General features: G+C 32.1%; 16 protein-coding genes, 1 tRNA gene and 1 pseudogene. 15 read left to right on the forward strand and 3 right to left on the reverse strand.

The genetic code is table 11. The annotated features are described in order from the left end of the window. The first annotated feature begins 116 nt into the window (after positions 1–116). The 12 genes from PKN74_RS05015 (at position 117) to yqeK (ending at position 13,086) form a co-directional block, all read left to right on the forward strand. A tRNA-Thr gene (locus PKN74_RS05015) sits at positions 117–191 on the forward strand. Positions 192–300: 109 nt separating this feature from the next. Then, positions 301–1,242 carry a tRNA lysidine(34) synthetase TilS gene (gene tilS / locus PKN74_RS05020; RefSeq protein WP_472309227.1) on the forward strand — a complete coding sequence of 314 codons (942 nt, stop codon included), beginning with the start codon at positions 301–303 and terminating at the stop codon, positions 1,240–1,242. A 55-nt stretch (positions 1,243–1,297) separates the two neighbouring features. After that, on the forward strand, positions 1,298–3,217 hold the full coding sequence (ftsH, locus tag PKN74_RS05025) for an ATP-dependent zinc metalloprotease FtsH (protein ID WP_472309229.1): 1,920 nt from the start codon (positions 1,298–1,300) through the stop codon (positions 3,215–3,217). Beyond that, complete coding sequence (locus tag PKN74_RS05030) at positions 3,177–3,614, forward strand: thioesterase family protein (RefSeq protein WP_472309231.1); 438 nt, start codon at positions 3,177–3,179, stop codon at positions 3,612–3,614. Before ftsH ends, PKN74_RS05030 begins: the two co-directional genes overlap by 41 nt. Before the next feature lie 88 nt (positions 3,615–3,702). Beyond that, positions 3,703–4,431, forward strand: coding sequence for a response regulator transcription factor (locus tag PKN74_RS05035; RefSeq protein WP_045087655.1), 729 nt, complete (start codon positions 3,703–3,705; stop codon positions 4,429–4,431). A gap of 355 nt (positions 4,432–4,786) precedes the next feature. Further along, entirely contained in the window at positions 4,787–6,079 is a 1,293-nt protein-coding gene (locus PKN74_RS05040; RefSeq protein ID WP_472309233.1) for a sensor histidine kinase, read from the forward strand. Then, complete coding sequence (locus PKN74_RS05045; RefSeq protein ID WP_472309235.1) at positions 6,076–7,386, forward strand: thymidine phosphorylase; 1,311 nt, start codon at positions 6,076–6,078, stop codon at positions 7,384–7,386. Before PKN74_RS05040 ends, PKN74_RS05045 begins: the two co-directional genes overlap by 4 nt. Before the next feature lie 48 nt (positions 7,387–7,434). Next, the gene (locus tag PKN74_RS05050) at positions 7,435–9,126 is read left to right on the forward strand and encodes a phosphodiester glycosidase family protein (protein ID WP_472309237.1); all 1,692 of its coding nucleotides are present in this window, start codon (positions 7,435–7,437) and stop codon (positions 9,124–9,126) included. A gap of 21 nt (positions 9,127–9,147) precedes the next feature. After that, positions 9,148–11,223 carry an elongation factor G gene (gene fusA, locus PKN74_RS05055; RefSeq protein WP_472309239.1) on the forward strand — a complete coding sequence of 692 codons (2,076 nt, stop codon included), beginning with the start codon at positions 9,148–9,150 and terminating at the stop codon, positions 11,221–11,223. Positions 11,224–11,497: 274 nt separating this feature from the next. Beyond that, a complete protein-coding gene (locus PKN74_RS05060; RefSeq protein WP_472309241.1) occupies positions 11,498–12,025 on the forward strand; it encodes a cob(I)yrinic acid a,c-diamide adenosyltransferase in 528 nt (175 codons plus the stop codon). A gap of 10 nt (positions 12,026–12,035) precedes the next feature. Further along, complete coding sequence (locus PKN74_RS05065) at positions 12,036–12,317, forward strand: DUF503 domain-containing protein (RefSeq protein ID WP_472309243.1); 282 nt, start codon at positions 12,036–12,038, stop codon at positions 12,315–12,317. 181 nt (positions 12,318–12,498) lie between these two features. Next, positions 12,499–13,086 (forward strand): bis(5'-nucleosyl)-tetraphosphatase (symmetrical) YqeK, encoded by a 588-nt coding sequence (gene yqeK, locus PKN74_RS05070; RefSeq protein ID WP_472309245.1) that lies wholly within the window; start codon positions 12,499–12,501, stop codon positions 13,084–13,086. Between the two features lies 1 nt (position 13,087). Here the strand turns inward: yqeK and PKN74_RS05075 are convergent, their stop codons facing one another. After that, positions 13,088–13,933, reverse strand: a complete 846-nt coding sequence (locus tag PKN74_RS05075; RefSeq protein ID WP_472309247.1) for a peptidoglycan DD-metalloendopeptidase family protein — start codon at positions 13,931–13,933, stop codon at positions 13,088–13,090. Positions 13,934–14,600: 667 nt separating this feature from the next. Between PKN74_RS05075 and PKN74_RS05080 the strand changes: the two genes are divergently transcribed. Then, the gene (locus tag PKN74_RS05080) at positions 14,601–15,527 is read left to right on the forward strand and encodes an inorganic phosphate transporter (RefSeq protein WP_472309249.1); all 927 of its coding nucleotides are present in this window, start codon (positions 14,601–14,603) and stop codon (positions 15,525–15,527) included. 62 nt (positions 15,528–15,589) lie between these two features. Then, entirely contained in the window at positions 15,590–17,080 is a 1,491-nt protein-coding gene (gene glpK / locus PKN74_RS05085) for a glycerol kinase GlpK (protein WP_472309251.1), read from the forward strand. Positions 17,081–17,178: 98 nt separating this feature from the next. Here glpK and iscB read toward each other — a convergent pair whose 3' ends face one another. Together iscB and PKN74_RS05095 are read right to left on the reverse strand one after the other, a co-directional pair. After that, a complete protein-coding gene (gene iscB, locus PKN74_RS05090) occupies positions 17,179–18,432 on the reverse strand; it encodes an RNA-guided endonuclease IscB (RefSeq protein WP_472309253.1) in 1,254 nt (417 codons plus the stop codon). A 271-nt stretch (positions 18,433–18,703) separates the two neighbouring features. Further along, complete coding sequence (locus tag PKN74_RS05095; protein WP_472309255.1) at positions 18,704–19,822, reverse strand: alanyl-tRNA editing protein; 1,119 nt, start codon at positions 19,820–19,822, stop codon at positions 18,704–18,706. Positions 19,823–19,989: 167 nt separating this feature from the next. Between PKN74_RS05095 and PKN74_RS05100 the strand changes: the two are divergent. Further along, a pseudogene (locus PKN74_RS05100) lies at positions 19,990–20,821 on the forward strand (methyl-accepting chemotaxis protein); the annotation flags it as partial.

Here is a 20,821-nt window from a genome sequence, read left to right on the forward strand (position 1 = left end):
ATATTTTTATCTTAATCTATTTATTTCAATGAATTATATAGTTGACAAATTATTAAAATGTAGTATAATATAAACAGTACGTTAATAAATCTTATTTTAAGATGTATTTTTATTTTGCCGGCGTAGCTCAACGGAAGAGCGGCTCATTCGTAATGAGTAGGTTGGGGGTTCAAATCCCTTCGCCGGCTCCAAAAATTAGAAAAGTAAGGTATGAGTAGCGGCGTCCAATGACGCTAAAAATTTTTTTACTTATCATTATTTATATTTTAAGTAAATTTGAAGTTTTTTGGAGGATAATACATGGTACTTCATGAATTTGAAAAAAAGATTTTTAAATTCATCAAAGACTATAAAATTTTTAACAAATATGATAGAATATTACTAGGTGTATCTGGGGGTAAAGATTCAGTATGCTTACTCAATTGCATGGCGAAATTATCGCAGATTTATAAATTTGAAATAGCTGTAGCTCATCTAAATCATGGAATGCGAGAAGAAGCACCAGATGACGAAGAATTTGTAAGGCAAATGTGTAAAGAATTAAAAGTTCCGTTCTTTGTAGAAAGAAAAGAAGTTTTTAAATATGCAGAAGAAAACAAAGTAGGAATTGAAGTTGCTGGAAGAGAATTGAGATACAACTTCTTTTTTAGAAAAATGAAAGAGTTAAACTATGATAAAATAGCGACAGCCCACCATATGGATGATTTAGTCGAAACGATGATTTATAGGATTATTAGAGGCACAGGCATATATGGACTAGCAGGGATGGTTCCATTAGAAGGGGTTTTAGCAAAGCCTATGTTATGTGTAGATTTGGAAGAAATCGAAAATTATGTTAAAATAAATAACATTCCATACGTGGAAGATAAATATAATTATTCACTTGAATATTCTAGAAATAAAATAAGATACGAAATTTGTCCAAAGATGAAGGAGATAAATCCGAGTTATCAAAAAAGTTTTTTTAGGTTAGCTACTACAGTTTGGGAGTATCGAAATGAAGTTGAGAAAAAGTTTGAAGAACGTGCTCATAAAATAAACGATAATAGTTACAAAATCAAGTTAGAAAAAGATATTTTTGATGCAGAAGTTTTGAGGTTAACATTTTTAAAATTTCAAGAGTATCCTCCTAATATGGAAGAAACGCAGAAAGTTCTGTTGATGAGAAGCGGGGGTAGACGGATACTGAAAGGTTTAGAAGTTGTCAAGGACAAAGATTTTTTAGTAATAACAAAGCTTTGATAAAGTAATTTCGTGAAGAATAAAACTTTTGGAACATTAGAAAGGAGGCTTGTTTTTGCAGAAAAAAAGCAATGTATTTGGACTACTAATTATATACATTTTAATAGCTCTATTTATATACCTTGGTATAAGTAGTCTCTTGAATACCAAAGATGTTACAAAAATTGAGTATAGCGAACTCGTTCAGATGATAGAAAAAGGTGAAATTCTATCAATCGAAATTGATGATTCCGGATATGTAAGAGCTAAAAGCAAAGAAGGAATTTTTTATAAAACTTATGCACCAAACCTTTTGAGTGATCAACAATATGTTTATGGATTAGCGAGTCAGGGTATACAAGTTCAATATGTTAAAAGTTTTGGAAATAGTTGGTGGGTTACTTTATTAACTATATTCCTACCGTTATTTCTCTTTATAATAATGATGAACCTTTTGCTTAGGCCAGCAAAAGGATCGCCTACTGAAGGAATGACTTTTATAAGGAGTCCCGCGAAAAAATATACTGATTCAAAAAACAGAGTGACCTTTGATGATGTTGCTGGAGTAAAGGAAGCTAAAGAGGAACTTCAAGATATTATTAAGTTTTTAAAAGATCCGAAAGCTTTTACTAAACTAGGAGCAAGGATGCCTAAAGGAGTGCTGTTAGTTGGGCCTCCTGGAACTGGAAAAACATTACTTGCAAGAGCTGTGGCAGGAGAAGCAAATGTTCCATTCTTTTATATAAGTGGTTCTGATTTTGTTGAATTATTTGTTGGAGTTGGAGCAGCTAGAGTCAGAGATCTCTTTAATCAGGCTAAAGCTCATGCCCCCTCGATCATATTCATTGATGAAATTGATGCAGTTGGAAGGCAAAGAGGAGCAGGGCTTGGTGGGGGTCACGATGAAAGGGAGCAAACGTTAAATGCTATATTAGTTGAAATGGATGGATTTGATCCAAATATTGGTGTAATAGTTATGGCAGCAACAAATAGACCGGACGTACTGGATAGAGCGTTATTGAGGCCTGGAAGATTTGACAAGAAGATTGTTGTAGATATTCCAGATGCCGAAGGAAGAAAAGAAATTTTAAAAATACATTTTAGGGGAAAGAAAGTGGCCCCTGATGTTGATTTAGATGTTTTAGCTAGGGCAACTCCAGGTTTTGTGGGAGCAGATTTAGAAAATTTAGTTAATGAAGCAGCTCTTTTAGCTGCACGAAGTGGCGAGAAATATATAACAATGGCTCATTGTGAAGAAGCTATCGAAAGAGTTATTGCTGGCCCTGAAAGAAAAACAAGAATTTTATCACAAGAAGAAAAAGAGGTAGTTGCATATCATGAACTAGGCCACGCAATACTAGCCACTCTTCTTCCAAATGCAGATCCAGTACATAAAGTTACTATAATTCCAAGAGGTTATGCCGCTCTAGGATATACCCTTCAATTACCCACGGAAGATAAATATTTAATGAGTAAATCTGAAATTTTAGATGACCTAGTAGTGTTACTTGGAGGGCGAGCAGCTGAAGAAATAGTTTTTAGAGATATTACTACTGGCGCAGAAAATGATCTCAAAAGAGCGACGATAATAGCACGAAAAGTAGTTGCAGAATTAGGTATGAGCGAAAAGATAGGGCCAGTTGCTTGGAGTGATGAAAGTGAAGAAACGTTCTTGGCTAGAGAACTATTTAGGGAAGTAAATTACTCAGATGAAACAGCAAAGGAAATTGATTTTGAGATTAAAAGATTGATAAATGATAGCTATGAAAAAGCAAAAATTATTTTGTTAGAAAATAAAGAAAAGCTTGATTTAATAGCAAAGTATTTATTAGAAAAAGAAGCGATTTCTGGTGAAGAGTTAAAAAATCTTCTTGAAAAAGACGTTAAAGAACTAGAGAATTTAGTTGATAGTTTATTTTATCCAAAAACACCAGAATATGAAAGGACGCCACATTATGAATACTTCATTGGAAAAAATAAATTTATTGAAGGGTAAAGAATTTAATTACTCTTTTAAGGTTAGGGATGAAAGTTATATTTGGTCTGAAGATAGTGATGTGATTGATTTTTACATACTCAGTCCAGTATCTCTTCTAGAAGAGATACATAAATGCTGCTATGATGTTCTAAGAGGATGCTTAGACAAAAGTTTTGTTTCGGTAGTTTCTTACAGTAAGATAGAACATTTTTCTTTTACTCCTTATTCCTTTAAAGTATTTATAAAATTAAGAATTATAGATGTCCTAGGAAATAAAGTTTATTTCTCTGGCGAAGTATATGATGAAGTGGAAAAGGTTGCTCAATTTGAAGTTGTTAGAAACGTAGTGTCAAAAAAAATATTAAAAAAGAACATAAATGAAAAAATAAATTGTTCGAACTTATCAGAGATCTAGAAAAGATAGATAAGTGTCTACAAAAATAGTTTTATAGAGCTAATAAATCAAAATAGAAAATAAAATTATCCCAAAAGGGGGGAGTAAGTTGGCAAAAAAGACCATTATGATTGTCGAAGACGATCCTGCGATCTCTGAAATGTTATCCTTAAATTTAACAAAGGAAGGTTATGAAGTAGTAACAGCCATTTCCGCTGACGAGGCATTAAAGAAATTGGAGGAAAAGGACGTCGACTTCTTTATCATCGATATTATGTTACCGGGTTCAATGGATGGATTTGATTTGATTAGAGTATTAAAATCCAATGAAAATTATCGTACCACCCCTGTACTCATATTAAGTGCTAAAGATGATGCGGCTGATAAAGTTGCTGGTTTAGAACTGGGCAGCGACGATTATGTGACTAAACCTTTCAATGTAAGGGAACTTCTAGCTAGAATAAAAAGTATATTCAGAAGACAAGCTGCTTCTGCTCAAATGAAAGAAGAGGGACCAAAAAAGATTACTGCAAAAGATTTAGTAATAGATACAGAAAGATTGGAAGTTTGGGTAAGAAATCAACCAGTGAGTTTAACACCGCTAGAATTTGATTTACTTGTATTCCTTGCCAAAAATGAAGGAAAGGTTTTCAGCCGAGATGTATTACTAGATAAATTGTGGGGTTATGATTATTATGGAGATACCCGGACAGTTGATGTCCATATAAGAAGGTTAAGAACTAAAATCGAAGAAGATCCTTCTAATCCAAAATACATAATAACTGTCAGAGGAAAAGGCTATAAGTTCAGAGATCCAGGAAAAGAAAGAGAATTTTAAATAATAAAATAGCAGGGGATTAATCCCCTGCTATTTTTTTGAGCTGTTATAAATTGACAAATTTTTAAACGGTTATGTTATAATTAAAGAAAGTGTTATTTTAAAGCGATCTTCAAGTATAGATGATGTAAGTTCATAAATAAAAAATTATTTGAGTTACTTATTATAAAAGTTGAAAAGTGCAAACAAAAACACTCACTAAAACTGACGTATTTATATTATCAATCATAAAGAAACCATTTCTAATTGGGGGTAGTTTACGTTAAAGGTGACTTTCTTTTGTTTAAACTTCTTGTTTATTTTTGTGAGTCTTTCTTCTTTTTTCTAATTTTCAAGACAAGTCAGGTGAGCAAGATTGGCAAAAGCATACGTAGTCGTTATAGTTGTGCTTAGTGTTCTAAATGTTATAACTTTATATCTTTATTTTAAAAAAAGAAATTTAGAGAAATCATACAAAAAGTTTAAAGATGAAATTGCAAAAATTTTAAAAATAAATATAAATAATCCTTTGGACGACTTTTTATTGCACCAGTTGAATCATTATATAAAAAACTTAGAAGAAAAATATAAATTAGAAAAGTATAAAAGAAGGAACATTTTTTCCATTCTTGACGCACTCTCTGAAGGGGTAATACTAGTCTCTTCCAAGGGCCCTGATATAGCAAGGATAGATTTTGCAAACAATGTTGCAAAATATCTTTTTAATAGTGAAGATTTTGTTGGTCGGTCTTTGACAGCAGTAGTTGATAATCATGATTTGGTAGATTTAGTAATTCAAAGTTTTAAAAAAGGTGTAGACCTAGAAAAAGAGATTCTGTTTTACTATCCAGAAAAAAGATATTTTAATTGTAAAGTAAAATCGATCAACGTGGAGAATTATCGCGTTATAATATTAACTGATATAACTAAAGAAATTAATTTAGAAAATCTTAGGAAAGAATTTTTGACAATAATGTCTCATGAAATGAGGACACCTCTTTCGGTAATTAATGGATATTTAGAAATTTTATTGAATGAAAAAGGATTAGATGCGAAAACTCGTTCATTCTTGAAGAAAATTGAAGAAGAAACAGCCCGATTAACTAGAATGTTTAACGATCTTTTAGATATTCAAAGATTAGAAAAAGCTGTAGGAGAAGAAAAGAAATTTGAAGTAATTAACTTCTCAAATACAGTAAAAAAAGCCTGCGACTTTTTTAAAATAGTCGCAAAAAAAACTGGTATAGAATTTATTGGAGAAATTGAAGACGATATATACATCGTTGGTAATGAAGATAGATTATTGCAAGCTGTCTACAATATTTTAGACAATGCTTTTAAATATACTGCCTTAAAAGAAAAAGGTGAAAAAAAAGTTTGGCTAAGATTGTACAAAGAAAATAATGAAGTGATATTTGAAGTAGAGGATACCGGTATTGGTATACCATCCAAAGAATTAAAAAAGATATTTAATATTTTTTATAGAGTTGATAAATCAAGAACCAGACAAGTACCGGGATTTGGATTAGGTCTGTATATAGTAAAGACCATATTGGATAACCACGGAGCTAGGATATTTTTGGATAGTGAAGAAAATAATGGGACGTTGTTTAGGGTAATTTTTCCTGTTCATTCTGATTCTAAGTACGAAAAGGAGATGACAAATTGAGAGCTTATGATATTATAAAGAAAAAAAGAGATGGAGGAGTGAACTCTAGAGAGGAAATACAATTTTTAATTGAAGGATATTTAAAAGGCGAAATACCTGACTATCAAGTTGCGGCTTGGCTAATGGCAATATTTTTTAGACATATGGAAGAGGAAGAGAGTTATAATCTTGCTGAAATAATGCTAGAGAGTGGTGACATAATAGATCTTTCTCAAATTGAAGGGGAAAAAATAGACAAACATTCCACGGGCGGGGTTGGAGATAAAACTACTATAGCAATAGCTCCAATGGTTTCTTCTTTGGGCCTAAAAGTTGCTAAACTTTCAGGAAGGTCTTTAGGTCATACAGGTGGAACGATAGATAAGTTAGAAGCTATCCCAGGTTTTAAAACTGATCTACAGGTAGATGAGTTTTATAAAATTGCTAATGAAGTGGGAATAGTGGTAGCTGGTCAGACTGCCAACATAGCACCAGCAGATAAAAAGTTGTATGCTTTGCGGGATGCTACTGCAACAGTTGAAGAACTTTCGTTAATTGCTTCTAGTATAATGAGTAAAAAACTTGCTGTGTTAAGCGATGGAATCGTATTAGATGTAAAAGTAGGATCTGGAGCGTTTATGAAGAGTATTGAAGATGGAAGAAACCTTGCCAAAATTATGCTAAGCATTGCAAAAAGGCATAATCGAAAGGCAAAAGCCTTAATCACTAACATGCATCAACCATTGGGTGAGACAGTAGGAAATTCCCTAGAGGTGTTAGAAGCTGTAAATACTGTTAAAGGTACAGGGCCAAAAGATTTTACAGAGCTATGTATAGAGATTTCTTCACATATGGCAGATTTAGCTGGTATAATATCCTATCAAGAAGCAAAGAAAAAGTTAATTGAAAACATAGAAGCCGGGGTTGTTGCAAAAAAAATGAAAGAATGGATAAAAGCTCAAGGTGGAAATGAAAAAGTTGTAGATAATCCAGAAAAAGTTTTAAGTATCTCTAAGAATACTGTTGATTTCAAAGCGAAAAATTCAGGTCATGTCAATTACATAGATACGGAAAAAATTGGAATGGCGTCCATGTATTTAGGTGCTGGAAGAGAGAAAAAAGAGGACTCGATAGATTTATCTGTTGGATTGAAGATATTTAAAAAATTGGGAGATAAAGTAGAAAAAGATGAAACAATAGCTACACTGTTTATTTCTCAAAATAGTAATGTGGAATATGCCTTGGATCTATTAGATCAAGCTTATTTAATTCAAGAAGTTATACCTTCATATGTCAGCAATGATATAATATTTGATGTACTGGAGTAGTTTTAGAGAGAAGTTTTAATTATCAAAGGTGGCGTGGGAGGAGAATTAATGGAAAAAATTATCATGATATTTCTTTTTATATTATTGGTTATAAATACTTTTGCTGCACAAGCAATTTTTATTTTTCAGAATAAATCTCCTGTTCATATGGATGCCATAAAGAGTCAAACGAATTATTATATTAACGTTGAAGATCTGTCGAAGTATGATTCAATGGTTATAAATAAAACATCTAGAATCATTTACGTAATATATAAAAAAGATGTTTTAGAGATTAGTTTAAATGATTTTTATTCTAAGATCAATTTTATAGATAAATACAATGATTCTGTGGTAACTACAAACGGTAACGTGTATATAAGACAAGATGTTTTAGCTTCTTTTTTAAAGTTAAACTATTTCGAGAATTATGAGAATATATTTTTCTATTCTACTTTACCTCAAATAACTAACTTGAAAGTTTCAACAAACGAAATATCGGTTTCTTTGGATAGTTATTTAGATGATTTCTCTATAACTTTGACTAAAATATCTAGTGCGGGGGACTATTTATTAACCATAAAACCGGTTAGCCCGATAACAACTGTTCCAGCGAATGCTGATTACACTTATTCAAATAATACGTTTTATCTCAGATTTAGAAGTGACTTTGAATATAATATTAATATCCAAGGAAAAGATCTACAGGTCAAATTAAAAACCAAAGATATTGAAGCTAGCCCGCTTTTATCCCCGGTACCAAGTAGTAAATTATCAAAAGAAGGGCTTTCTTATTCAGAAAGAGTAGAAACATTCAATGGTCAACAAATTAAAGTATATCAATTATGCGTTGATCCAAAAAAATACCAGTTAAAAGTCGATCTAAACAACTTAGGTACTTATTCGAATGTAAGCACTTTTTTGAAGAATAAAAACCCTATCTTTTCTGTCAATGCCTCTTTTTTCGATACGCAAACATTAGAGCCGGTAGGTAACATCATTTCAGGTGGGGAATTGTTACATTTGAGTTCTTACTCAAGGCCAGCTTTAATTATAAACGAAAAAAACGAGGTAGACATTGATTACGTAAAATTAGAATATCAAATGGAAATAAATGGTCTCCTTTTTTGGGTTAAATCAATTAATTCGAATTGGAAAGGCGATGTGAAACTATATACGTATGAATACAAAGGAAAAATTGAAGAAAACGAAGATAATTATGTATTTCTTTTGTTTAATAAAAACAACGAACTAATTTCAAAGAAAAAAACTACTCCGAAAGAAGGGGAAAAGCTTATTCTAATTGACAAGAAGTATGAAAAGTATTTAGAGAACGTGTCTATTGGTTCTAAGATTAATTTCCTGCTCAAAAAGAGTGATAACATAGTTGGAAATCCCATCTTATTATTAGAAGGAGGCCCAATTCTACTATATCCGAATTACACTCAGGAGCAGTATGAGAGTGAGAAAAGGAGTTATTCCAATGGTATAGTGTATGGAAAAACTTCTAGAACTTTAGTTGCAATAGATCAACAAGGTATGATCACATTTATGGTTATTGAAGGATATGATAATCCGGATTCAGGCTTAACATACGACGAATTAAGAAAGTTTTTACTCAATTTAGGGATCTATGAGAAAGCTATGTTACTAGATGGAGGAAGTTCATCGATAGTATTTTATAATGGAGATATACAGAACTATAAAAATGGGAAAACAAGAGATTATATTCCTGTGTTAATAAGTGTTTACGAAAAATAGATAATAAAACGGAGGGATACTATGAACATTAATAATCCTAACAACAAAAGAATTGTCGGTCTTTTTGGTCATCATTGGTGCGGAAAAACCGTCATGACTGATGCACTTTTGATGAATTACGCAACTGCGGACAGAATAGGTCAAAGATTTTTGGATAGAGATCCAATAGAAAAAGAAAGAGAAGGTACCTTTTCCAACCATATTTTTTCTCTCGATGTCGATGATACAAGGTTTTATTTTTTTGATACTCCGGGTTCTGCCGAATTTATAGGCGAAATACAAGTAGCTTTAACAGCTGTAGATAATGTTGTAATTGTTATTAATGCTTCTTCAGGTGTTGAAGTTACGACAGAAAGAATATGGCATATGGCTCAAGATTTAGACAAGCCTATCATGTTTTTTGTAAATCAAATGGACAAAGATGGAGTTGATTTTCAAAATATAATTCAAGATTTAAGAGAAAATTTTGGAGATAGCATTAAAATAGCTCCTCTACAATTACCAGTTGGTCAAGGATCCTCTTTCAAAGGTGTCACTGATCTTCTAACCAAAGATACATTCATTTATTCAAGCATTAAAAGCAAACCAGCTAAACAACAAGTTATACCTCAAGAAGTTGAACCTTATTTTACCGAATATCATTCTGAGCTTATTGAAGATATAGTAGTAAGCAGTGAAGAATTAATGGAGAAATATTTTGAAACAGGAGAAGAGGGACTGACTCCTGACGAAATAAAATCAGCTTTTCATCAAGCTTACGTGAACAAAGAAGTTGCTCCCGTGCTCTTTGGATCAGCTATTAAGAATATTGGAGTAGATAGACTGGTGTCTCATATAAAAGATATAGGGGCTCTTCCTGTGGAAAGGACATTCTATACAAACGAAAATCAAGAAATAGACTTAGAAAATGACGAATCTCTTTTGGGTTTTATAGTAAAAAATGAAGTTGATCCTTTTGTTGGTAAAATGACTTATATAAGGATTTTAAGGGGCTCGTTAAAAAGTGGAGCGTCTATTTATATAGTTGAAGAAAATACTAAAGAGAAGATTTCTCATATATATATCCCCAAATATGAAAAAAACGAAGAAATAGAAGAGGCCAATATTGGTGACATAGTTGTAATACCTAAATTAAAGACAAGTAAGATTAATCAAACTATTTCTTCTGTCGAAATTCCCTTTACGATAAAACTACCAGAATTTCCAGAACCCATGATTTCAAAAGCAATAACTCCAAAATCCAAGAATGAAATAGACAAAATTACAGATTCTTTAGCAAAGCTTGCCGAATCAGATCCGACATTCAAGTGGGAGTTTGATCCAGAAACTGCTGAAACTGTTATTAGTGGCATGGGTACAGTTCATTTGGAAATTATGATTGAAAAATTAAAGAAAACTTTTGGGATAAACTTTGAAGTAGGTAAACCTAAGATCGCTTACAAAGAAACAATTAGAAGCAAATCACAAGCTGAATATAAACATAAAAAACAAACAGGAGGTCACGGTCAATACGGTCATGTTAAGATAGAAATAGAACCCTTAGAAAGAGGTCAAGGTTATGAATTTGTCGATAAAATTGTTGGTGGAGTTATACCTAAAAATTATATACCTTCTGTTGATAAAGGAATAAGAGAAGCAATGAAAAGAGGAGTTTTGGCTGGTTATCCTGTTGTCGATGTAAGGGTTATTCTATATGATGGTTCTTATCACGAAGTTGATTCTTCGGATATATCTTTCCAAATTGCGGCTAGAAACGCTTTTAAAATAGCTATGGAAAATGATTCTCCAGTGATTTTGGAACCTATAATGTATGTAGAAATTTTTGTTCCAAATCAATACACAGGAGACGTTATTGGTGAGATAACTGCAAGAAGAGGAAGACCTATGGGTATGGAATCCGTAGGAAAAGGATACGATAAAATAATGGCAGAGGTTCCTTTAGCAGAAATGTTAGACTTTTCACCAAGATTGAGTTCAATTTCATCAGGTAAGGGATATTTTAACATGAAACTTTCACATTATGCTGAAGTAAGCCCTGATATACAAAATAGAATTATCGAGGAAAGAAGAAGAGAAGAGGAAGCTCAAGGTAAATAATTAAAAAGAAAAAACAATCGCAAGAAATCTTTTTATATAGAGATATGCTTTTTAGCATATCTTTCCCTTTTTTTCTAAGTTAATAGTTAGTAAGAAATGGTAATTAGCCTTACAAGATTTGGAAACTTTTTAATTTTAAGCTTTAGAAATACTCTACATGAGTGTTTTTAGAAAGAGATTTTTTTAAAAAAATTCAAATTTAAAATATTAATAAACGTAAGTTTTAGAATTTTTAAAGTAGCTATAGATATTGAAAAAAGGAGGTCAATAAAACATGTCAATATCTACAAAAACAGGCGATAACGGAGAAACTTTCCTTTGGAGTGGCGAACGAATATCTAAAGATGACCTCAGAGTTGAGTCTTATGGAACTATAGATGAATTAAATGCGTTTATTTCTGAAGCAAAGCATTACGTAAATTCACAAGAAGTCAAAAAAATATTGAATGAGATACAAAATGATCTGTTCAGATTGGGTGGAGAATTAGCTTCAAAAGACAAGCAATATCCTCATCCAATAGAAGAAGCAGATGTAGAAAGAATTACTAATTATGTTGAACAATTTGAGAAGAGAGTAAAACTAAAAGGTTTTGTAGTTCCTGGTAGCACAATTCAATCATCAAAACTAGAAATATGCAGGACAGTTGCACGAAGAGCTGAACGTAGAATTATTTCTTTAGATAAAAAGGAACCAGTTTCTCCAATAATAAAAAAATATATTAACAGATTATCTGACTTATTATTTCTTATGGCTAGATTTGAAGAATATCTTTTAAATAAAATAGAATACAAAAGATGGTGAGACAGTAAACATGTTTTGTCTAAAATTAAAATTGAAGATAAGGCTTTTTGGTATGAATTCCTTGAAAGACAAAAGGTCTATAGTAAAAAACTTAACAAATAAACTACAAAAAAAATATAATATTTCAATTATAGAAGGGAACTACAACGATTCGAAGAATCACCTTGAAATATATATTGCTTCTTTAAGTAAAAATAAAGATTACCTACTGGATCTGATAGAACAAATAGAAAAAGATATAGAGACAATGCTTGGCTTAGAAGTAGAAGGAGAAGATTATATTATTTTTTGAGTTTAACTTTCATTTTACAAAAGTTATTCAGGAGATGCAATTAGTGTAGTCTAAATTATGAAGACATTTATATAAAATAAAGCACTCCTCCGTATAGTGTTTTTAAGGCTTTAAAATTAACGGGTTTTTAATATATTGTGTTTGTTTCAGAGCGATAGTCCTGCTACCAGGAGGCTAGATTTTGAATACGAAAGAAATTATATCAAATTTAGAACAGTATTTAAAAATAATGATAAAATCTACAGATAGGTTAAATCATGTATATAATGTGGTATATTTTTCTCAACGTTTGGCAAGGATACATAAAGTTTCTCAAGAAAGAGTAAGAATAGCAGCACTTGGTCATGATTTGTTTCGTGAAGTTGAACCTTCCAAACTCATCACTATAGCAAAAATCTACAGTATTCCTATAACTGAATTTGAAATGTCTGCTCCAATACTTTTACACGGTATGATCAGTGCAGAATTTTTGAAGCGGAAGTATAAAATAGATGAAGAAATTTATGAAGCTGTATATTATCATACGAGCGGCTATGAATACATGGGTCAAATTGGAAAAATCCTTGTCATCTCCGATTCCGCAGGAGATGACAGGGAATATAAAGGGGTGAAAAAACTAAGAGAAGAATCTTTAAGATCTTTAGATTTAGGTTACAAAATTGCTATTGAAAATAAAATTCATTATGCTATAGAAAAAGAGAGATATATTTTAGAACAAACGTATAAAACGTGGAATAGGATAGTGTTGAATAAAAATTTAAATAATTAAATTATTCTCCTCCGACACCGTAGGTGCTTTCTCTTTCGTCCAAAACGTAAATGTTGCTACGAGATGGAAGAAGAACCAGTGGATCATAAAGTTTGCTGCCTTTTTGTACTTCAAAATGTAAATGAGGCCCTGTGCTAACTCCAGTATTACCCACTCTCCCAATCAATTGACCCTTTTTAACGTACTGTCCACTGTAAACATTGATTTGAGATAAATGTCCATAAATATATGAATCTTTACCAGAGTTTATTTGAATCATCAAGCCGTAACCGTTATTTTCTCCCACATAATCAACCACGCCGTCTTCTGCAGAAAATACGGGTGTTCCTATGGGAGCTGCTATATCTACACCTTTATGAAGGATCCTTTCGCCTGTTATAGGATGAATTCTATAGCCATATAAAGACGAAAGAGTTCCGTAAGTTGGCCAAATGATACTTTTTTCATTGTTGAAACCTTTTCCAATTATTTTACTAGGGACGAAAATCTTTTGACCAATAACAATAGTGCTAGAAGAAAGGTCATTAGCCTTTTTTATGTCTTCAACATCGGCAAAAAATAATTTTGCAACAGATGAAAGGGTGTCACCTTTTTTAACTTCATATAGATAACCATCTGGTTGAGGTATTTTCAATGATTGACCTATTTTTAAAGTATTAGGTGAAATTCCTGGATTCCAATCGAAAATAGTAGAAATAGATACGTTATATTTGATAGAAATACTGAAAAGAGTTTCGTTTTGCTGAACTGTATGAGTTATAACTGAATAACTTGCAAAAGAAGATACTAGCAAGATGAGGTAAAAAAAGATCGCAAAATAGCCTTTTTTAGAACAACACTGATTCAAGCTAAATTCCCCCTTCCTAGAAAAAGTATAATAAGCAATCAAATCATTATATCACATAATAAAAAATTTTGTATCAGATAAAACCTGATATTTAACATTAATTTTCTTATGTACTATCTAAGGAAGCTTTAAATAATCTTAAAGAATAATTTTAAATAGCTAAAATTATCGATATTAAATTAACATTTCTTTTTTTAAACAGAAAAAAATCCTTTTTTATTAATTCTTTTGAAGGTAAGCCAATTCCATCATCACGTAACCCTAAAACGTGAACGCCTGTTTTAAAAAATCGAACTTCTTTTGCTGATTTAATGCCGTAGCTAGTTGTAAAATTTTTCTGAGTGCTGAACAAATAATTTTGAATTTTTTACACACGATGTAATTATACCACTTTTCCACAAAAAAAGAAAACGTGTAAGAAACTTTAAAATTACTAAATAAAGCCTTTTAATCCTTTTATTTTCACTATAAATGAATTTATTTAACTTTGACAAATGTTAATCATAAATGATAAAATATTTATAGTTTAAACGCTTAAATTATATTATAAAACTATAAAATTTTGGCTGGTGATTAAGAGAAAAGCCTATATTTGCTAGATAAGATAGCAAAAATGGGCTTTTTTTATTAATATTTTGAATGCTTCTTGAGGGAGGAACCTTCCTATATGATCTTTTTTTATATTTTACCTTCTCTTTTGCTAGGTTGGTCGTTGGGGACTAACAATGCTTGTCATATATTTGGACCCCCAGTTGTTTCGGGACTTGTTTCTTACAAAAAAGTAAGAATAGTTTCAGCGATTTTCGTTTTTTTAGGAGCTGTTGTTGGAGGAAAAGCTGGTTTAAAAACTTTAAGTCAGTTAACCAATCTAGACATTAGATTCCTCTCCTTATCGCTTTTTTGTGCGTTTTTATCCATGTTTTTAATGACTTTGTTTGCACTTCCTGCATCAGCTACCCAAGCTGTTGTAGGTTCCCTAATTGGTGCAACCATTTTAAAAGGCGAAGTGAATCTTGGGTTGTTAGTAGGAATTTTAGTATCTTGGTTATTAACCCCTGTTGGCGCAATGTTTTTTTCTTTTGTTTTGTATAATGCACTTTCTTTATTGTTTAGAAAGTTTTTAACTATAGCTGGTCAAGATAGATTTATAAAAATTCTTACATGGATTGTAATCATCTATAGTTCGTATTCTTTGGGAGCAAACAATGTTGCTAATGTAACAGGAGTATTTGCTGATATTTTGTTCACTCCAACGATTTTAACTATGATAGGTGGAATTGCTATAGCTGTTGGCATACTGACAACAAATCAGAAAGTTTTGCACACAGTGGGGAAAGGAATTTTGGAAATGGACCACTTTTCATCTGCTATATCCATTTTTGGAGTTTCCATATCATTATGGATATTTTCTCTTATAGGTATCCCTGTTAGCGCCACTCAGGCTATTATTGGATCAATTATAGGGGTAGGTCTGGCAACTGGAACCAAGACTTTTGATTATAAATTGATACTAAAAATAGTATTTGGTTGGATAGGAACACCACTTGCTTCAGGATTGATATCTTTTCTAATAATATGGATTTTTAAACTATAGAAAGTTTTAAAAAGATTAGTTATAAAAGGAATGACACATTTTTAGGTAAGGAGGTTAAAAAATTGAGAAAATATATCTTAGCAATAGATCAAGGTACAACAAGTTCTAGAGCAATGATTTTTGATCATGAAGGAAATATAGTAAACTCATCACAACGAGAATTTTCTCAGCTTTATCCAAAGCCTGGCTGGGTAGAACATAACCCTGATGAAATTTGGGGAACAACTATAGGAGTAATCGCAAATGTTTTAGGCGTTTCTAATATACAACCCGAACAGATAGCAGCGATAGGAATAACTAATCAAAGAGAGACAACAATTATTTGGGATGCTAAAACGGGTGAGCCGGTTTACAATGCAATAGTGTGGCAAGATAGAAGGACTTCATCAATTTGCGATGAGTTAAGGGGAAAAGGCTATGAAGAATTGATCAGAAGTAAAACGGGTTTATTGATAGACGCATATTTTTCTGGTACTAAAATAAAATGGATTTTAGATAATGTAGAGGGAGTTAGAAAGAGAGCTGAAAAAGGAGAATTAAAATTTGGGACCGTTGATTCATGGTTAATTTGGAAACTCACAAGAGGAAGAGTACATGTAACAGATTATAGTAATGCATCAAGAACTATGATATACAACATCTTCGATTTAAAATGGGACGATGATTTACTAAAGATATTAAATATTCCAAAATCTTTACTACCTGAAGTAAAAGAGTCAAGTGAAATCTATGGTTATACAGATGCCAGTGTTTTTGGAGCAAATGTTCCAATAAGTGGAATTGCTGGAGACCAGCAAGCTGCTACCTTTGGACAATTATGTTTCGAAAAAGGTATGGCCAAAAATACATATGGTACAGGATGTTTTATGTTACTAAATACTGCTGAAATTCCAGTTAAATCAAAAAGTGGATTATTAACTACAATAGCTTGGGGATTGAACGGAAAAGTTGAATATGCCCTAGAAGGTTCTGTATTTGTTGCAGGTGCAGCTGTTCAATGGTTGAGAGATCAGTTGAGATTGATCGATTCATCTGCCGATTCAGAATATTTTGCTACTAAGGTAGAAGACAACGGGGGAGTTTATTTTGTTCCAGCTTTTACTGGTCTAGGGGCTCCGCATTGGGATATGTATGCGAGGGGAGCAATATTTGGTTTAACAAGGGGCTCAAAAAAAGAACACATAGTACGAGCTACCCTAGAATCTATTGCTTATAGCACAAAAGATGTGTTGGAAGCAATGGAAAAAGATTCCGATCTTTCATTAAGAAAGCTTAGAGCAGACGGAGGGGCATCAGAAAACAATTTTCTTATGCAATTTCAAGCCGACATATTAGGAATCGAAGTAGAAAGGCCATTGATTGTTGAGACAACGGCATTAGGTGCAGCATTTTTGGCGGGACTAGCGATTGGATATTGGAAAGACAAAGAAGAGTTGAAAAAGATTTGGAAGTGTGAAAAATGTTTTCAACCCAATATGTCAGAAAAAGAAAGGGAAACTTTGTATTCAGGTTGGAAGAAAGCTGTAGAAAGAGTAAAAAATTGGGAAAAATAAAAAATATGGGTGCTTTGGAGTGATCTAAAATAAAAGCTCGATTTTAGAATTCAAGTATATTTTTCAAGTTCATAAATTTGGCAAGGAGACCCCTGCTTCTAAACGATAGTGTAAGCAGGGGAGGAATTGCCTTCCCTCCTTTCACATAATAATGTATTTGCTCTTTCAATCAATTTCAATTTCTTGACACTAGCTGATGCAGTAACTTTTGTCCCATCTAATTTCCGTAAATCAAAATAACCACTAGTTCGTCTACCAAATATAAAACATTCTTGATTTTGGTAAGATACTTTGTCAAATAGTTGAAAACCATGTAGATATCTTGGAGCTTTATTATTTTTACGAACACCGCCTTTAGATGGAGTGGCTTTGTGTAGCTGACGATTTTGTTTGCGAACACATTTGAAATAATAATAGGTATCTAATGGTTTCGCCAAAGGATTACCACTAATACATCGAGCATCCATTCTATGAGATTTTTCAAGACCATATTTGATTCTCTTGTGTTTGGTTATATATCCATATGTCAATTTAACATTTGGATATAACTCTTTGAGTGCATTATAAGTTGCCCATCGCATAACGCCCATAAATGTTGCATCTTTAAACATTTGGCCACGTTTTAAGTTCAACTTTAATTTACCTGCATGATAATCATTATGGCACGTTTCACAAAGTGTTATAAGGTTGTTTGGAGAATTGCCACCTGTCTTGCGAGACTCGATGTGGTGAACGTTCAGTATTTTGTTTTTACATCCTTTTCTACCTTGACATTGGTAATTATCCCGCCACAGAACATATTCTCTTACATTGTAAAAGCCTAACTGATCACCTTGTTGATATTCTTTGTCTTGAATATCTGGGTTCTTGATTTTTTGGATATCAAAACTTGCAACCTCAATTGTGATATCGGTTATTGGTAATAACTTGGTTAGCATATCTATTATTTTGATATGACTATTTATTTTGTGTTGTATACTCGGAGCTAACCAACCTTCAGGTTTTTTACGATTCAAAAACCTTGCTTGACGATACCGCGTTTTGCGATAACGCCTACTTCGACGATATTGTCTCCTATCAGCTAAAAGTTTTACAATATCATTTCTGAGTTCAACTTCTGCTTCAAACAAAACATGTTTTTTGGTAGTTGCAGATATACCAATATATTTACTACCTGAATCCACACCAAGAGAAATATCTTGTTTTGCTTCCCCAGTGGCAATTGTCAATTGGATAGTAAATGGATCTCGTTTGACAACTTTGGCTTTACCTTGTTTCAATAACAATCTTGCTTTTCGTGGTTTACATGGCATAAGTGGTTTGCCACGCATATTTAATACGAACACTCTCAAGGTTCGTACCTCCTTTTTAAAAAAGGGTTAGTGCCTCTTCGCCAATGTTGAAATGGCTTGTCATGTCAGCAGCACCGTTCCTACCCCTTAGAACTTTTAACCACCGACGATAGAGCATAGTGCTAGAGGAGTACACTAAGGTATCATGACCATCCCAACGTAGTCAGTTAAGACTTAGGCTAGTCAACTAGAGCTTTTACAAGCCCCCACTTCTTTAAGTGGTGGGTGGTTGACAAGCAAGATATTACTACACTCCAAAACACCCGCAGAATCATTTTAAATAGTCTTTTAAATTATCAATTATTTGATTGAGAGTTATCTGCCCTTTAATGTTTCCTCTAACGTCACTTCCTCCACCTTTTATTTCGTATTTTTCCTTTAATTTATTTATAAATTTTTTACAGTTTATTCTTGTTGAAAACATCATAAAAGTACTGTTTTCCTCATCTTCAACTATTAAAGTGTACTCGTTTAAATCAATAAAACTATTAATAAAGTCAGCAATTTCGTTTTCTTTTTTATAATAAATTATCCTGTAATCTTGAATAATTATAGGATTTTTAATGATTTCACCAACAACAAAAGGAGTTGCATATTCACATATCTTTTTAACTTTGTTTTTAGTTTCTTTATTTTCTTGAATTAGCGCTTCTATCCTTTCCTCCAATTGAGAAATACCAGAGGTAAGTTTTAAAGAAAGGTTTTCTAGAAGACTATGTTTCAGTGAGTAATCTCTTAAAGCTCTTTTTCCTGCAATAAAATAAACTCTTGTCAAATTTCCTTTAACTTTTTCTGTATGGATGATCTTTACTAAATTAATATTACCTGTGTTCTTAACATGAAAGCCTCCGCACGCCGACTCATCAAATTCTCCAATTTTTATAATTCTTACAGGCCCCTCGATCTTTTCACTTAAAGGTTTCCGTAAAGTAAAATGATCAATTTCATCTTTGTTTACAGTTATTTCTTCTACATCGATGCAATCTGAAATTATTTTATTTGAAAGACTTTCTACTTCAGTATATATTTCTTCGCTAAATTCAGAACTATTTAAATCTATGGTTGAATGTTCTTCTCCCATCTTGAAGCCAACTGTTTTTAAATGAGCTATTTTTTCGAAGGCGGCGGATAGAATATGTTGAGCAGTGTGCTGCTGAGATATCTCAAATCTTCTTTCTTCATCTATCTCAAAAATATGTTCTCCCTCACTTATTTCTTTGTCCAACAAAACAGCATCTTCACGTACCTCTATTATTTTTGCGTCTCCTATATACCCTCTATCTCCAAGTTGCCCGCCTTTTCCATCTGGATAAAAAGGAGAATCTTCTAAATTAGCTAAATAGAGCTGTTTTTCTTTTTGTACACCTAAGATTTTTATAGTTCCTTGCAAAATTTCTTACCTCCTTCAATTTTGGGTAGTAAGGTGAAATGATTCGCCTTAACTAACTAATTCTTCTTTGTGGTTTTTATCTTAAATATATTATAATACATTATAGAACAATGTAATTAAAAACTGTATTAAAATAAAAATTCAAAAACTAAAGGGGGTATTACGTTATGTCTTCAAAGAGTATTAGAGGAAGAATCTTTTTAATCATTTTTGTAATGCTGGCTTTTTTTGCTGTAACAGTTATTTTTAATATCTTTTCCTTAATTAAATCAAATGATGGATTAGAAAGCTATACTGTTTTGTCAGATCGAACTGACGTTATCTCACAAGTAGAAATCCACTTTTTTAACGCTTCACTTGCTTTAAAAGATTATGTTGTAAATTATGATGAACAAATAGCAGAGAACTTTCTTACAAGTATTTCTTATGTACAAGATGCTATTTCTACTTCAACTGAGATTGAGGGAACCAATGGCCTTGAAAGTTTAATCGATAAGATAAATGATTATGAGAATAATTTTAATCGTATAATTCAACTAAATAGCGAAAAGGAAAGATTAATTAGTCAAGATTTTAAGAATATACATGATGAATTATCACAATCTATAATTAACTTTAAGGAGTTAGCACAGAAAAATTTTGTTTCGACATTAGTATTTTATTCAGACAGTTTTTTACAGAGTTTAAATAATCTTGTTGAAGTTTCATCTACATACTTTAAATCAAAATCTCAAGGGGATAAAAATTCTGTTTTGGCAGCTTTCAATCAGTTAGATTCATATTTATTGACCATGCAATACGGAATATCAATGGATGATTTAAGGGAAAAGTTTGCAGAAATTCAAGAACTTGTTGCTCAGTTCAAAGCAACTTTCGAAAATATTGTTCAGGCAATCGAATCCCAAGAACCAATAATCCAAGAAATGGAACAATTAAGAGTTGAGATACTAAGTCTTTTAGAAGACCAAAGGGCTCAGCTAAAAGAACAACAAGACACAC

Origin of the sequence: Defluviitoga sp., assembly GCF_035349255.1 — a bacterium.
Taxonomy (GTDB): domain Bacteria; phylum Thermotogota; class Thermotogae; order Petrotogales; family Petrotogaceae; genus Defluviitoga.